This window comes from Nocardia spongicola (genome assembly GCF_047200775.1).
Classification (GTDB): domain Bacteria; phylum Actinomycetota; class Actinomycetes; order Mycobacteriales; family Mycobacteriaceae; genus Nocardia.
Genome location: NZ_JBJZOO010000003.1, coordinates 200,788 through 215,788 on the forward strand (window position 1 = coordinate 200,788; position 15,001 = coordinate 215,788).

Sequence of the window (15,001 nt, forward strand, 5' to 3'; positions counted from 1 at the left end):
GCAATTACCCATGGAATGTGTTCCCAAAACCCGAAAAACCTCTACCATCAATGAACGTTGGACCGGGCGACCTCGAGGTTTCCCGAAGTTGCCCTCGAAGTTCAGCGAGTCGTGCCGACTGAGGCGCGCGAGTTCTTTCGCCGAGGAGTCGTCGTTGAGCGCACGTGGAGAAGTGATAACGAAGGTACGGCTGCGGCCTGCTATTCGCGAAGCGGTCGAGCAGGCGGCGGTCACCATCGACCGGCCTGGAGTCCGTGCGTTGCGGACGTTGCTGCACGCCGGGATCAGCCAGCATGTGCCGTTGATCACGGCCTCGCCGGATAAGCATATCGAGGCCTATGAGTCGGCAGTTCGGATGTTGCGCGCCCGCCAGGGGAGGTGGACGGGCAGAGTCGCCGACCCGGCCGCGACCGAGGCTTTTCTGGAGCTGGAAAAAGAGGCGGCCGAGTTTCTCCGGTTGTGCGCCGAGCTGTCGGGCACCCAGTGGCTGGAGCCGGTGGAGTCGATCGCGGCCTACGGCCTCTCGCTCGTTCGCGGCGCCATACTGCGCTGGCTGGCCGATTTCGATGACGAGGCCATTCTGGTGGTACTGGACGATCTGGTCAGCACCATAGCCATGAAAGCGGTCGAGCTCTGATCGACACGTAATACTGGACGTTCGACCAATTTGGTGGTTGAGTTGTTCGGGTGATCCAGACGTCGTCGATCGCGGGGCTGCACGCGGCCACCGCCGAGCTGGACCCTCCGCTGGCCGCCCTCGATTTGTCCGTCCTCCGCGCGAACGCAGCCGATCTGGTGCGCCGTGCCCGTGGGGTCCCGGTGCGGGTGGCCAGTAAGTCCGTGCGTTGTCGCGCCGTGCTCGCCGAAGTGCTCGGTACCGACCTCACCGCGGCAGGTGGCTTCGCGGGCATCATGTCCTATTCACTGCGTGAGGCCATCTGGCTGGTTCGGCACGGGGCGCGTGATGTGCTGCTCGGCTACCCCACCGTGGACCGTGCGGCGCTGGCGGAACTGGCCGCCGACGATATCCTGCTGCGATCGATCACACTCATGGTCGACGATGCCGCTCAGCTCGACTTGATCCGTGCTGCCGCGGGCACCGACCGAGTGCGCCCTCGGATCTGCCTGGACGTGGACGCTTCCCTGCGTATCGGCCCGCTCCATCTCGGCGTGCGCCGCTCCCCGCTGCGCACACCGCAGCAGGCGGCCACGCTGGCGAGCGCGGCACTGCGCCGGGGTTTCGCCGTAGTGGGAGTTATGACCTATGAGGCCCAGCTCGCGGGGCTGGCCGATACCAATATCGCGGTGCGCCTGATGAAACGGGCTTCCGCGACGGAGATCACCAAGCGTCGTGCGCAGGTACTCGACGCGGTCCGCTCGGTGACCGGACCACTCGAGATCGTCAACAGCGGCGGTACCGGCTCCATCGAGATCAGCACCGCCGATCCGGATGTCACCGAGGTGACCGCGGGATCGGGGCTGTACGTGCCGACACTGTTCGACCGGTATCGGTCGTTCACCCCGAGGCCAGCGCTGTTCTTCGCCCTTCCGGTGCAGCGACGGCCGACGTCGAAAATCGCCACTGTCTTCGGCGGCGGCTATATCGCCTCCGGCCCGGCTGGGCCCGCGCGGGTGCCGAAACCGGTGTGGCCGAGTGGATTGAAGTTGCTCGGCGCCGAAGGTGCGGGTGAGGTGCAGACTCCGCTGTCGGGCGCGGCGCAGTTGCGCATCGGAGATCGAGTATGGTTCCGGCACGCGAAGGCCGGTGAAATGTGTGAGCGGTTCGACACGGTGTATCTGGTCGATACCGATGGCTCCAGGATCGGGGTCCCGACCTATCGCGGTGAGGGCGTCTGTTTCGGCTGACCGCCGTTTTCGGCTGAGCACCGCCTCAGGCTGAGCACTGCCTTCGGCTGAGCACAGTCAGCCCAGCCGAAGGAGCGCGGCGAGGTCGGTCAGTTCCGCCGCTGTGGTGGGCAGGTACTCCGTGAGCAGCGGGGAACGGATGATGATCGCCTGCCACATGGCCCGGCACAGTGTGTCGCGGATCAGCTCGTGCGATAACAGCGCCGACATACCGGAGGGTGCGTCGGCCGGGGAGGAACTGGTCATCGAGAGCAATACGACCGCGGCTTCCCGGCCACGGAACCGATCAGGCGTCCCCACCAGCACATCCTCCAGCTTGGCCTGGGCCAGCAAGGTCTGGATACAGCCTGCCTGCGCGGCATAGGGCGCGACCACGAAGATGTCGTGTGGGTGCAGCTTGCGCGTTGTCGTGCCGATCGTCCACGACAGGGTGAGCAAGGTACGAACCCGGCGGACCACCTCACGCGCCTCGGCGGACGCGGTGGTCGAATTGCCGTAGTGATCGACCAGTACGGTGTGCACTCCGGGTGCGGTACCCTCCAGATGCCTTGCCAACGTGACGGTTTCGTTGGAGCGCAGGCGGCCGTCGTAATACCGCCGGGAGACGGATCCACATACCGCGGGATGCATCCGCCAGGTGCGGTCGAGGAAGTAACCCCGCGCGGCGGGTAGGGTCTGGCGGCCTTCGACCAACCAGCCGAGCACCGATTCGTCCGCGGGCGCCGGATGCGCACCATAGGTGGATACAGGGGCGGGGTCGCCGAGTATCAGCAGGTTGTGCGCACTCGCGGCGACAGCGACGGTATCGGCCAGCGTGAAACGGCCAGCATCGGCGACGACGAGCAGATCGAGGCTTTCCCGCGCCACCAGGTGCTCGTTCGCGAAATCGGCCACGGTGCCGCCGAGCACGCAGCCATTGATCGCGTTGTCCAGAAAACGCGGATAGCGGTCGGCATCGATCACGGCCCATTCCGGCGCGATCGTGGACGCGTCCTGCTTGGCGACCAGTTCGGGCAGCACCCCGATCCGTACTACGGCATCGAGCAGATTCTCCACGGTCGTATGGCTGTAGGCGACAATGCCGATTCGCCATTTGTGTCGAGTGATCAGGCGCTGTAGTACCCGGGCCACCGTCGGGGTCTTCCCGGTGCCCGGCGCTCCTTGTACCGCTAGGTAGGAGTGGTCCAAGGCATATACCGCCATGGCGATCGCGGTGGCATGGTCGCCGTGTGTTTCGGGCAATCGGGCATCTGTGCGCAGCCGGGGGGCACGGCGGGTGAGGATGTCGAAGACGGCCGCACGCGGTGTGTCCGGCAGTGCCATGAGCAAGCGTTGTGCCGCGAGTTCGATTGCTTGCTCGGCATTCTCGTCCCTGGCTGGCAGGCCGGGCGTGATCGCGAATGGCAACTCGTCATAGGGTGCGCAGCCCGCGGGTAGTAGTTCCGCCAACCGGACGGTGTCGTCGACCTCGGTGCCGACCGAGCAACCGAGCACCGTGGCTGCCGCAGTGACCCGCCTGCCGGGCGCCGTAGCCGTGCTCCCGGCAGGCGGGCTGTTGTAGCAGGTATAGACGGTGGTCCCGGGGGTGAGTGCGCTCGGTGCGGGCGCGTCACCGTGACCTGCTCCGATTCGGCCGTTCATGGTCAGATACCGGCGCATGGCCGGGTGTCCGGGACGGCGATGCCATTTGGCGTCGACAGCACCCCACTCGGCGACCAGGACTCCAGGAGCGTCGGTCCATTCGTCTATGGGGAGGCCGAGTCGATCGGAATGCGCCCACCACAGCGGCTGCCGCTCACGTCGGTGGTAGCCGAGTGCCGCGGCCATCAGGGCAGCGGGATGCAGCGGATCATCTTGTGCCGCGGCGTACTCCGAAAGGGCTGCTTCGAGTGAGGACGGCCGGGGTGGTAGCGGGTCGGGTTCACCGGGAACGGGCATCGCGCACCACGGGTTCACCTGCCCCGCGTTCGCCGGGTCCGGACTGATGCCGTGTTCGGCCGCGCGGTCGAGCAACCAATCGCGCAGCCGCAACACCGTGCGGCACTCACTTTCGGTCACGGGTGGCGGCACCACTTCGGGAAGCAGGTGCCGCAGCATGCTCAGGTCATAGGAGGACGCCCCGATGATCATCGCGTTGCGGACGATCGGGTACAAGTCGACCAGGACACCGGCGTACAGCAACTCGGCGACGAGTTCTTCGTCGCTCCCGTGTCGTCCGGTGCACTGCAGCAGGGCCGTGCGCGCCCGCGGTGTGTAGTGGTAGACGTGCAGGTCCGGATACAGCCGACGGCGCTGGGTCAGATAGTCGAGTACTTGCTCGAGCACGCGGCGTTCCTCGGCGGTGATCCGGTGGGGTTCGGCTGCCGCACCCACCGACGTACGCAGTGACAGGTGTACCGTGTCCACCCCACCGACCTCGACGAGGAGCGGTACGCGCCCGCCCCCGGTGATGGTGAGCGAAAGGTCGGCACCGGAGGCTGGTGGCAGTGCGCCGAGTGCGATCGCATTCACAAGGAGGTGCGCGCGCTCGCCCGATACTTCGTGCCGTAGTTGCGTTTCCGCTTGTCTGCGCAGCGCGGTGACGGCGGGCGTCGGCACACCTGGCACCGAGAGCTCGGCGGTGGCGAGCCGATCGATGGTGCGCACTCCCGCTGCCAGGAACCTGGCGCGGGTCGGCAGGCGCATACCGGCCACGAGCAGCAGGTCACGTGTGGCGGATATGGCGGCAGCGCAGATGTGGCAGTGCCCGCAGGCGAGATAGCGGGGATCGCCCCACTGCACCGGCAGCAGCTCGCCGAGCTTCTCGTCCACAATGCGCTCCACCCGGCGCCTGCGGGCGCGGTACAGCGCGCGCAGTTCGCTCAGCGCATGGGCGGTGCTCGTTTCGCCCACATGCAGCCGGACCGACGGCGCGGTCAGCGCACCGGAGTGGTCGAGGGCCTCGGCGCACGCGGCGAGCTCGAGCAGGGCGCCGACCCATTCCGTCGGCGCGGGCGCGGTGCCGTGCACCGTGTAGCGGACCCGATGGTCGGCACGCACCAGAAAGTCACATGAACAATGGAATCGGCCATCGAAGAAGGTCGGGCCGTCGATCACCGGTGCGCAGGCACGCAGGGCCGAGATAGTCGCTGTGTGCGCCGCGGTCAGCGCCGCGATCTGTTCGGCCGGATCATCCGGTTGTCCTGGCGGGCGATCGATCTCCACCACCGCACTACCGAACCTGGCACGGTAACCGGCGAGCCGCTGCTGTCTGGTATCGGTGATCGCCCGCGCCGATACCGGCCTCGGCGCGGTGGCGCCGGGCTCGGCCTCGACGGTGCCGAGCGCGGTGTCGAGGGCCCGCAGCAGCGCGAACTCACAGTGCGCCGCGCGGATGAGATCGACGGCGGAGCAGACGACACGATCACCGAACACGAACAAGCGCGGCCCTCCTGTGTCTTCGCGGGACACCGGCTACCGTCCGTGCGCCACATCACACACGAACGGCAACACTGTATAGCCAGCACGTCCGGCCTCGTGGCCCCCTCCCGGTCAGGAGCGTGGTTTACGGCGCTCCGGTCGCTTGGCGCCTTCCCGTTCCCGGCGCTGGCCGCGGCTGAACGAGCGGTGTTGCGGCGGTCCCTGATCCAGTTGCAGCTGAATGAGCACACCACTGATCCTGGTGCGACGCAATGCCTCCAGGGTCTCCGGTGGCAGTTGCGCCGGCAGCTCTACCAGGCTGTGATCGGGGCGGATGCTGATATGTCCGAAATCGCTGCGACGCAGCCCGCCTTCATTGGCGATAGCGCCGACGATCGCGCCTGGTGCCACGCGATGCCGTTTGCCGACGCTGATCCGATAGGTCGCCAGCTCGGCTCCGCTGACTCGGTGGTGCGAACCACCGGATCGATCCTCGTCGAACTGTCGGGCCGGGCGTTCCCGCGGGGCCCGGTCGCGTCGCGGGCGTTCGGCCGGTTCCGGTTCCGGCTCCATGAAGAAGTTGTCACCGTCATGGGAGCCGATCGCCAGCGCCGCGGCGATATCGGCCAGCGGGGTGTTGTGCTCGCGCTCGTAATCCTCGATCAGTTTGCGGAACAGCGCGAGACTCGATGAGGCGAGATTCTCGGTGATGGCGTCGCCGAATTTGGTGACGCGCTGGGCGTTGACATCGTCCACGCTCGGCAGCTGTATTTCGGTCAGCGGATGCCGAGTGGCCCGCTCGATCGATTTGAGCAGATGCCTTTCGCGTGGTGCGACGAACAGCAGCGCCTCACCGCTGCGTCCGGCGCGTCCGGTGCGGCCGATCCGGTGCACATAAGACTCGGTGTCGTGCGGAATGTCGTAGTTGACCACATGGGAGATACGCTCCACATCGAGTCCGCGCGCCGCGACATCGGTAGCGACCAGGATGTCCAGCGCACCGGACTTGAGCTGTCCGATGGTGCGTTCGCGCTGGTTCTGGGCGATATCGCCATTGATAGCCGCGGCGGAGAAACCCCTGGCGCGCAGTTTTTCGGCGAGCTCTTCGGTGGCCTGTTTGGTGCGGACGAAGATGATCATCGCCTCGAACGACTCGACCTCGAGAATCCGGGTGAGCGCGTCCAGTTTGCGCTGATGTGAGACCTGCACCCAGCGCTGGGTGATGTTGGTATTGGTCGAGGTCTTCGCCTTGACCGTGATTTCGACCGGATCGTGCAGGTATTGCTTGGAGATCTTGCGGATCGCGGCAGGCATGGTCGCGGAGAACAGTGCCACCTGCTTGTCCGACGGGGTATCGGCGAGAATGCGCTCGACATCCTCCTGGAAGCCCATCTTGAGCATCTCGTCGGCCTCGTCCAGTACGAGGTACTGCAGCTGCGACAGATCGAGCGTGCCCTTCTCCAAGTGATCGATCACCCGGCCCGGCGTGCCGACCACGACATGCGCGCCGCGGCGCAGGCCCGATAGCTGCACGCCGTAGCTCTGGCCGCCGTAGATGGGCAGCACATGCAGACCGGGAATATGCGTGGCGTAGCGGCCGAATGCCTCCGCGACCTGGATCGCCAGCTCACGAGTCGGCGCGAGTACGAGAGCGCGTGGGCTTCGGCCAGCGGCTTCTCGCAGTCCCATCAGGATGGGGATGGCGAATGCGGCGGTCTTGCCGGTGCCGGTCTGCGCGAGCCCGACGACATCGGCGCCGGAGAGCAGCGGAGGAATCGTCGCGGCCTGGATCGGCGAGGGCGATTCGTAACCGACGTCAGCGATGGCCGCCAGGATGCGGTCATCGATTCCGAGATCGGCGAAAGACGGGCCGTCGGTGTCCCTGTCGTTGTCGCCAGGAACGCTGTCGACCTGATTGGTGCTCATTGACCAGGAGTTTACTGCCCCGTGCTGGCCGTCCCGGCCACCGCCCCAATACGGTGAGACGTATGCAACTGAACAACTCGTCCGCGCATCAGGCTCCGGCACCGGATCAGCTGGATGTAGCGGTGGTCCAGTTCGCCCCTTCGACCGACCCCGAGGCCAATCTCGTCGCGCTCGGCGAATATGTGCGCGCGGCGGCTGCGCACGGTGCCAGGGTGGTCGTCGCACCGGAGTACTCGATGTTTGCCGTGCACAAGCTGGATGAGCGGGTTGTCGCTGTTGCCGAGCCGCTGAACGGCCCATTCGTGACCGGGCTCGGTCGCCTCGCGCAGGAGTCCGGGGTGTTCCTGGTCGCCGGAATGGTCGAGCGGATCGCCGAGGGCGGTGCTCGGATCCGCAATACCCTCGTTGTGCTCGGACCCGATGGTGCTCTGGTCACCTGCTATCGAAAGGTGCATCTGTACGACGCTTTCGGCTACCTCGAATCCGATGTGGTGGAGCCGGGGGAGCTCGAACAGCTCGCCATGTTCACCGTGGCCGAGGTGACGTTCGGTCTGCAGACCTGTTTCGATCTACGGTTCCCCGAGGCCGCCCGCCGGATCGCGGCGGCGGGTGCGCAGGTGTTGTTGCTACCTGCGCAGTGGATACCAGGGCCGGACAAGGTCGAGCAGTGGACCACCCTGGTATGCGCTCGCGCCATCGAGAACACCATGTATGTGGCCGCCGCCGATCAGGCCGCGCCACTCGGTGCGGGCGCCTCGATGATCGTCGACCCGATCGGTACGGTGCTTGCCGGTCTCGGTGACCAGCCAGGGGTACTGACGGCACGTATCGACTTGGCGCGCCTGAACACGGTGCGTACCACCAATCCGAGCCTCGCGCTGCGTCGATTCGCGATCACCGAGCGCGAACCGGAGTAGCGTTCGGGGTAATGGTCTATTCCGATCGGACCTCGGCCGGTCGCGCGCTCGGCGCCCACCTGACGCACCTGCGGGCGCGGCACCCGCTGGTGCTCGGTCTGCCCCGGGGTGGGGTTCCTGTGGCTGCCGCGGTGCGCGAGATGATCGGCGGCGATCTCGATATTCTGCTGGTCCGCAAGCTGGGCGTACCGTGGCAACCCGAGCTGGCGCTGGGCGCGATCGGCGAAGACGGTGTACGGGTGTTCAATCCGGAGGTGCTGGCGCAGGTGGATATACCGGCGCGGCAACTGGCCGCGATCGAGGCGCGGGAGCACGCCGAGCTGGAGCGGCGCAGGCAGGTACTGCGTGGTCCGGCGGATCCGATCCCACTGGCAGGCCGTGCGGTGGTGATCGTCGACGACGGTATGGCGACCGGCGCTACCGTCCTGGTCGCCTGCCGGGTCGCGCGCCTGCATCAGCCCGTCAGGATCACCGTCGCGGTCCCGGTTTCCTCGACAGAGGCGATGCGCCGGGTCGCCGCCGAGGCCGACGAGGTGATCTGTCCGTGGGTATCATCCACGCTCAGCGGTGTCGGCGGCGCCTACCTCGATTTCCATCAGCTCGCGGACGCAGAGGTCACCGCGCTGCTGCGCTGATGTTTCTCCGCTTGCAGGTCATTTCCGCTTTCCGGCCCGGCCGTGCGGCGGGCTCAGATCTCGCTGATACCCGCACGGTGGCGCTTCGCGAGTTCCGCGTAGAAGCCAGGGTTCAGCTGTACCCACATCTGGGCCTGGGTGCCCTCGATCGGGCGCTTCACCTCGGCAGGAGACCCCGCGGCCAGCACACCGTCGGGGATCTCGGCACCGGGCGGCACCAGTGAATGCGCGGCGACCATACTGCCCGCCCCGATCTTCGCCAGATCCAGCACGGTGGTGCCGTTGCCGATGATGGTGTCGGCGCCGACCGCGGCACCGTGGAACACCACGCTGTGCGCGATGGTGGCGCCGGAGCCGATCTCCATCGGCACCTCCGGCGGAACGTGCAGCACCGCGTTGTCCTGGATGTTCGCCCGTTCGCGGATGGTGATCGGCGCGAGGTCGGCGCGCAGCACCGCGCCGTACCAGATCGAGGCGCCCGCCTCGACCCGCACATCACCGATCAGGGTCGCGGTGGGCGCGATGAATGCCGTCGGATCGACCTGGGGCCGTTTACCTTCGAATGCGTAGAGTGGCACTCGTACACCGTAAACGGTGTGGTGGCCGAGGCATTGGGCGCTATCGGCGCATCGCGGCCCGCTCCGGTGTCCGTGCTGTTGGAGTGTGCGTCCCAGTTGCCGCAGGGGCGAGGAGATCAGTGTCGGGAGTAGGCCGTCGCGGTGCGCGCGGCCGCGGTGACCAGCGGGCGCAACTGGGCGGCGAAATGTTCCGCGTTCACCGCGAGGATGTCGACATCGGTGCCGGTACGCACCGTATACCGGCCGTCGGCCACAACATCGATCCAGCACAGCGCGCCGAACGGGCGTAACTCATCCATGCTGTGGCGCGCGGAGACGACGATCTGACCGATACCGTCCCGGCGCTGTTTCAGCAGCTTGCGGATCCGGGCCGGAGTGGATGGGCCTGCTACCGGAACGGTTACCAGGGAGCGGCTGTCGATGCCGACCTGCGCCAGGGGGGCGGTCAGGCGCGGGATGGTACCTGGGATGTTCTCCGGAAGCATCGAGATCACCCGCGCGCACACATGTCTCGAGCTGCCCGCGAACAGCCGCACATCACCACCGCGGTCGGGCCGTTCGCTCGGCCGCTGCGCCGCGACCACCGCGATGTCTCCGGTGACAGCGCCGAGGATACGAACTGGTCGCTCGGTCGCGCCTGCCGCGGGGTTTCTCTCCGCCGCGGATGGGTGCCGTGGTGCGGGCGGTCTGTTCTCGGCTCCGGCATCAGGCTCGGGCGGAGCGAGCGCCGGATCGCGCTGACCGAATACCTCGATACATAAGTCCGGTCGCGCGAGGACGCGCAGCGCCGCCTCCAGATCCGCGTCGAGGACCCGGTCACACCAGCTGTCGAGCGCGGGGAGCTGGGCGGCGCGCTCGTCGGTATCGCGTGCGGAAAGGCGCACCGCGAGTGGATAGGGGATGCGATCGCCATCGGTACGCGACCAGGCCAGCGCGAATTGGTCCGGGGTGAGCGTCCAGTTCACTCGTCCTCGGTCCATTCGCCGAGCACGGGCGGTGTGGTCGGTTCGAGTGGCCCGATGAGCTCGCCACCCTCCGCGGAGGGCTCCAGGTAGGTGGGCGAATCGTCCGGATCGAACTCGTCGTCCTCGTCGTGGTGAGAGGTAGCTCGGGTGGTCGTCGTTGTCCGGTTCGTCGCGGGCCGTGTGGTGTCGGTGGTGGCCATCGCACCGCCGAGTAGCCCGCCTGCCATGCCCGCGCCTGGACCGGTGACCGTATCGCCCTCGGTGTGCTTACGTCGTTCGTCCTGTCGCTGTTGCTGCTCGGATGATGCGGCGCTCGTACCAGGCACTGCCCAGGGACCGTTCGTCCAGGAGGCGGCGGTGGCCGGCGAACGAGAGACATGGCCGGTGGGTACGGTGCGGTTGCTCGTCGTGGCCGCGGCTGTCGTCGGCGGTGTCTCGGCGGTGGGGCCGATCGGTGATGCGGTGGTCACGGGTGCTGGCCCCGCGGACAGGGGGCCGGTCGGCGTGCTCCCCGCGGTGGTCGTCGGCGTGGCGGCGACGTCGGCGGGCAGGCCGGGTCGCTTCGCGTTCCCGCTCGGTTCCGTTGTCTCGCCCGCGCGGTGGGAGGTGGTATCGGGCGGCATCGGCTGCGCATCAGCTGTTATGGGGAGGTTGCTCGCGGCTCTTCCGGTAGGGGCGCCTGCCGCACCGGGTGTCCGGTGGTTTGTTTCGTGGGGCGCCTTGTGCTCCGTCGTATCGGGTGCCCGGTGTTCTTCCGCATCGGGAAACGCGGGTACGTCGGTGCCGGTGGAGAGGAATACCCCCGCATAGATATCGTTCATCGCGCGCACGACGTCGTGGCGCGCGTGTTCGCTCATCTTCTGCAGATAGGCATTGTTGCTTGCTTGGGCCTGATCCAGTAGCGCGGCACCGAGATCCGGCGTCATATCCGTTGGCTCCGGCACCGCGGCGCGCACTGCCTCCGCGGCGTCGCTCGCCCGATCGAGGCGTTGTGAGACCACGGCGAACACGTCGGCGAGTTCTTGGCCGTTCTGTTCGAATACCCGTACCACCGCGTTCGCGTTCTCGGCCGCGGCGCCGCGCCAGCCGTCCGCGATGGCAGCGCGGATCTCGATATGCGCCTCGGATATCGCCTCGGCGAGGTGTGCCGCCGCAACACCCCATGCCTGGCCGCCGTCCACGAGTATCGCCGGACGCAAGGACTTGACCCCGGCGTGGATCTCGGCGTGCGTGAGGTGGTCGAAGACTTCGACGTTCGGCGCGTACGGAGGGTCGAAGTGCTGCTGTCCGGTGCGCGCCTCGGCCCGTGGCATCCTACGCATACCCGGCTCCTATCCCATCGCCGCGCTCGATCGCTGCGGCGAATGCCTGGTCGGCCTGCTGATAGGTGGCCGCCGCGGCTCGGAAGAGCTGCGCGAGTTCTCTTGCCGATCCGGCATATTCGGTTAATCGAGTGATCGCGTGGTCGGCCTTGCGTTCGAAACCGGCGCGCAGTGCCGCACCCGAGGAGAAGTCGCCGAAACCGGGGAGTTCGGTGGCCGCGCGCAGTACCTGGATCTGCGCTTCCACCCGGTCGGCGAGCTGTTCGTATTGTCGCGCACACCGTTCGTGCGCGCCATCGGCGACCAGCAGGCTGTCGATCCACAGCGATCCGTCGTCGACGGCCCGTTCGAGCGCGGCGATATCGATACCGGGTGCGGTGACCTCCGCGGGCGGTTCCGCGTCGAATCCGTTCTCTTGTGCCGGCATCCGCCGTCCCCCTTCCTCATCCGAAAAGCGTATTCGGTACACGGGTATCGTGCCTGCCCCACGACGACATCCGGCGTCGGGGCCGCGGTGTCGGCAGTGCCCGCGTATCGCCCCATACCCTGCGACGGCCACGATACCGCTACGCCCCGGTACCGGGACATGCCCCGGGGCGAGCTCGGCTCGGCGAGGGCATTTCGGCGATCATCGGGAAAGGTCGTCGCGGGGAAGGCTGTCGCGCTCCGACCACTCGAGGCCGAGCAACCACCGGCAGATGTCCCGCGCGACAATTCCGGACCGGGGTTCGTGCAGCAGATCATGCCCGGTATCGGGGTATTCGCGCATATCGACCGAGGTATGCCTGCCTGCCCAGGCCCGCATCGCATCGATCGGTGCGCGCCGATCCTCGACACCGTGTATCGCCAGTACCGGAAGGGTATGTGGCAGTGGTGTTCCCAGCGCACCGGGCATACCACCGCCGAGTACCCGTTTCGGTGTGCCGGACAGCACCAGTCCGGAAAGGGTGTGCGCGGCAAGAGCGGGGTGTAGCGGATAGTCCGTTGACGCGGCGACCGAAACCGTCCCGACCACGGCGGTATCCGGGATCGCGGCGCCGAGCAGGCCGAGGGCGGTGGCCGCGCCGAGCGAATGGCCCATCAGAACCAATGGAGTACGGGGCTGTGCCGCGCGGGCCGATTCGACCAGACGCGATGCGTCATCCACCAGTTCGGTGAGGGTGCCGGGTCGCTGCGGATCACCCTCGCTCAGGCCCTGGCCGAAGGGGTCCAAGGCCGATATCTGCGCTCCGGCGGAGTGCAGCGTGCGCGCGAAGTGATGGTAGTGGCCGCTGTGCTGGCCCATCCCTGGCAGCAGCACCACGGTGTGCGATGGGGTGTCGATCGGCCACAGCCGATAGTGCATCCGGCCACGCGCACCGTCGAAAAATGGCATGCGTCAATAGTGCCGGTATCGGGTCGGTGCCGGAACCCTCCGATTCCTCTGGCGCGACAGTTACACTGCGCGGCAACCGCCCATTCTCGAGTCGAGGTGCCACTGTTGAGAACTTTCGGTCGTCGCGGCGCTGTGCGCTGCTCCGTCCTCGGGGCGGTTGTCGCCGGTGTGCTCATGCCGGTCGCTACCGCGGAAGTCTCGGTCGCCACCGCGGAGATATCGGTCGGCTCCTGTGCTCCCGCAGTGGCCGTTACCGCGATACCCACCGGGGTGCCGGTGCTGGATTGGTCGGAGAACATGGGTTACGACGCGCAGGGAAACTTGTGGGTCTCCCGGCTCTACCGCAATGAGGTGCAGCGCTACGACGCCACGGGCAGGGTGACCGCGACTGTGCCGGTAGAGCTTCCCGGTGCGGTGCGGCTCGGTCCAGACGGTCTGCTCTATGTCGTCTACGGGGACGCGCCGAGCAGTGCTGTTCGCCCCGGTGGCGTGCTCCGCTTCGACCCGGCCGCCGCCAACCCGGAGCCCGAGGTGTTCGTCTCCGGGTTCACCATGCCCAATGGCGCCGCGTTCGACCCGAGCGGTGATTTGTACGTGGCCACCATGTCCGGCGTCGTCCGGGTCCGTCCCGACGCGAGTATCGACACCGCGTGGGGTGCGCAGGCGGCCGTGCCCGCCGCCAACGGTATCGCCGTGCACCAAGACATGCTGTATGTGACCACCAACGGTGGCCCACTCGGCCGGATCATCCGCATCCCGATCGCCGCGCCCGCCGAACGTGGGACTGTCGCGCAGCTGTCCGCGCGGTTGCCCGGTCTGCCCGATTTCGCCGACGATCTGCTGGCCGATCCAGCGGGTATCCTCTATGTGACTACTATCACCGGGCAGTTGGTCCGCGTCGATCCGGTCGCCGGGGAGGTGTGCACCGTGCTCGACGACCAGCCGATGACCGCGGTGACCGCGGTTCCAGGTAGGCAGGAAGAACTGCTCGCGAGTACCGTGGCCGGGGCGATTCTGCGCATCCACCTGTCGAACTGATCTGTTCACCCTGGTCGTCTCACCCGGGTCGGTGCCGAGCTGGCCCGTGGCCGGGCCGGCGTCACGGTGCGCGCGAGGTACCGAATGCGCAGCGTGGGTGCCGGGCGAACGTGCGGTATGCGATCAGGGCGCAGGTTCGGTTTCGGTGTTCGGCCCCGGCACGACCAGTCCCGGAGTCAGGGAGGGGGCGTAGGTCTGCGGTACCTCGACCGGCTGATCGGGAACAGTGAATACGCCGACCGTCGGGGTCATCACACAGTGGGCGAACGGATAATCGATGATGCCCCACATCGAGGCGAGTACGGTGCCTGGGCCGCTGCTGACCGTTTTGGACAGCGAGGGAAGACCGTACTCGGTCAGATCGTCGAGCGGTTCGATGGCGCTGGCGCCGGTGCTCACGTTCACCCACGCGACAACGAGCCCGGAGGCCAGCGCGACACCAGGATGCGCCGGTGTCGCGCTGAACCGCAGTGTGCCTGGCTGGACGTTCAGATCCTGGGGCCCGCCTGCCCCATCGGTGGACCCGGCGGCGATGATCGTGGTGATCGGTCCGTTGCTGCCGCAGCCGAAGGTGGGCGCGGCATAAGAGAACGGTGTGAACGGGCTCGCGATATCGCGTAGCTGTCCGGCGTCGACAAGGGCCGTGTACCGAATCAGCGCGCCGACGCCCGACTGCGCCGCGGAGTCGGCACCCGCTATCTCGGTCAGCTGGGTCAAGCCCGCGTCCAGCGGGGTCTCGGCCCGCTCGGCGGCGGCCGGGCCCGTGCAGGTCAACATCGCGCCGATGCCGAGAGATGCCGCGATCGCTGTGGCGCGCGCGATGGTCCTGCCGTTCACTCGTTCTCCTCGATACCCGAACCTTTCAGGGGTCATCGACCCACGAGCAGCAAGGTACCAGCTCATCGCTTGCGCTGCTCCGGGAGCGATGTGTGGGTGCAATGTCACAATCAGGCCCAGTGCCTGCGTATACCCGCTTGCTG

13 protein-coding genes are annotated in these 15,001 nt (G+C 67.2%); 5 read left to right on the forward strand and 8 right to left on the reverse strand.

Translation table 11 applies throughout. The features are described from left to right. Nucleotides 1-154: 154 nt before the first annotated feature. Entirely contained in the window at nt 155-637 is a 483-nt protein-coding gene (locus ACL02S_RS08785; RefSeq protein WP_412801830.1) for a TetR family transcriptional regulator, read from the forward strand. A 50-nt stretch (nt 638-687) separates the two neighbouring features. Continuing rightward, the gene (locus ACL02S_RS08790; RefSeq protein WP_412801831.1) at nt 688-1,866 is read left to right on the forward strand and encodes an amino acid deaminase/aldolase; all 1,179 of its coding nucleotides are present in this window, start codon (nt 688-690) and stop codon (nt 1,864-1,866) included. Between the two features lie 57 nt (nt 1,867-1,923). On the opposite strand, the gene ACL02S_RS08795 is transcribed toward ACL02S_RS08790, so the two are convergent. Continuing rightward, entirely contained in the window at nt 1,924-5,280 is a 3,357-nt protein-coding gene (locus ACL02S_RS08795; protein ID WP_412802078.1) for an AAA domain-containing protein, read from the reverse strand. Between the two features lie 117 nt (nt 5,281-5,397). Beyond that, entirely contained in the window at nt 5,398-7,191 is a 1,794-nt protein-coding gene (locus ACL02S_RS08800; protein WP_412801832.1) for a DEAD/DEAH box helicase, read from the reverse strand. A 62-nt stretch (nt 7,192-7,253) separates the two neighbouring features. Here ACL02S_RS08800 and ACL02S_RS08805 point away from each other — a divergent pair, with 62 nt between their 5' ends. Both ACL02S_RS08805 and ACL02S_RS08810 read left to right on the forward strand, forming a co-directional pair. Beyond that, a complete protein-coding gene (locus tag ACL02S_RS08805) occupies nt 7,254-8,108 on the forward strand; it encodes a carbon-nitrogen hydrolase family protein (protein WP_412801833.1) in 855 nt (284 codons plus the stop codon). 11 nt (nt 8,109-8,119) lie between these two features. Beyond that, nucleotides 8,120-8,743, forward strand: coding sequence for a phosphoribosyltransferase (locus ACL02S_RS08810; protein ID WP_412801834.1), 624 nt, complete (start codon nt 8,120-8,122; stop codon nt 8,741-8,743). A 53-nt stretch (nt 8,744-8,796) separates the two neighbouring features. On the opposite strand, the gene ACL02S_RS08815 is transcribed toward ACL02S_RS08810, so the two are convergent. The 5 genes from ACL02S_RS08815 to ACL02S_RS08835 all read right to left on the reverse strand — a co-directional run bounded on the left by ACL02S_RS08815 (nt 8,797) and on the right by ACL02S_RS08835 (nt 12,983). Continuing rightward, complete coding sequence (locus ACL02S_RS08815; protein WP_412801835.1) at nt 8,797-9,321, reverse strand: gamma carbonic anhydrase family protein; 525 nt, start codon at nt 9,319-9,321, stop codon at nt 8,797-8,799. Between the two features lie 116 nt (nt 9,322-9,437). After that, on the reverse strand, nt 9,438-10,301 hold the full coding sequence (locus ACL02S_RS08820; protein ID WP_412801836.1) for an ESX secretion-associated protein EspG: 864 nt from the start codon (nt 10,299-10,301) through the stop codon (nt 9,438-9,440). Next, nucleotides 10,283-11,608, reverse strand: a complete 1,326-nt coding sequence (locus ACL02S_RS08825) for a PPE domain-containing protein (RefSeq protein WP_412801837.1) — start codon at nt 11,606-11,608, stop codon at nt 10,283-10,285. Before ACL02S_RS08825 ends, ACL02S_RS08820 begins: the two co-directional genes overlap by 19 nt. After that, complete coding sequence (locus ACL02S_RS08830; RefSeq protein ID WP_412801838.1) at nt 11,601-12,035, reverse strand: type VII secretion target; 435 nt, start codon at nt 12,033-12,035, stop codon at nt 11,601-11,603. The genes ACL02S_RS08825 and ACL02S_RS08830 overlap by 8 nt, the downstream gene beginning before the upstream one ends. Nucleotides 12,036-12,236: 201 nt before the next feature. Further along, nucleotides 12,237-12,983, reverse strand: a complete 747-nt coding sequence (locus ACL02S_RS08835) for an alpha/beta hydrolase (protein ID WP_412801839.1) — start codon at nt 12,981-12,983, stop codon at nt 12,237-12,239. Nucleotides 12,984-13,088: 105 nt separating this feature from the next. Here ACL02S_RS08835 and ACL02S_RS08840 point away from each other — a divergent pair, with 105 nt between their 5' ends. Further along, nucleotides 13,089-14,021, forward strand: coding sequence for an SMP-30/gluconolactonase/LRE family protein (locus tag ACL02S_RS08840; protein ID WP_412801840.1), 933 nt, complete (start codon nt 13,089-13,091; stop codon nt 14,019-14,021). A 123-nt stretch (nt 14,022-14,144) separates the two neighbouring features. On the opposite strand, the gene ACL02S_RS08845 is transcribed toward ACL02S_RS08840, so the two are convergent. After that, nucleotides 14,145-14,858 (reverse strand): hypothetical protein, encoded by a 714-nt coding sequence (locus ACL02S_RS08845; protein WP_412801841.1) that lies wholly within the window; start codon nt 14,856-14,858, stop codon nt 14,145-14,147. Nucleotides 14,859-15,001 lie beyond the last annotated feature (143 nt).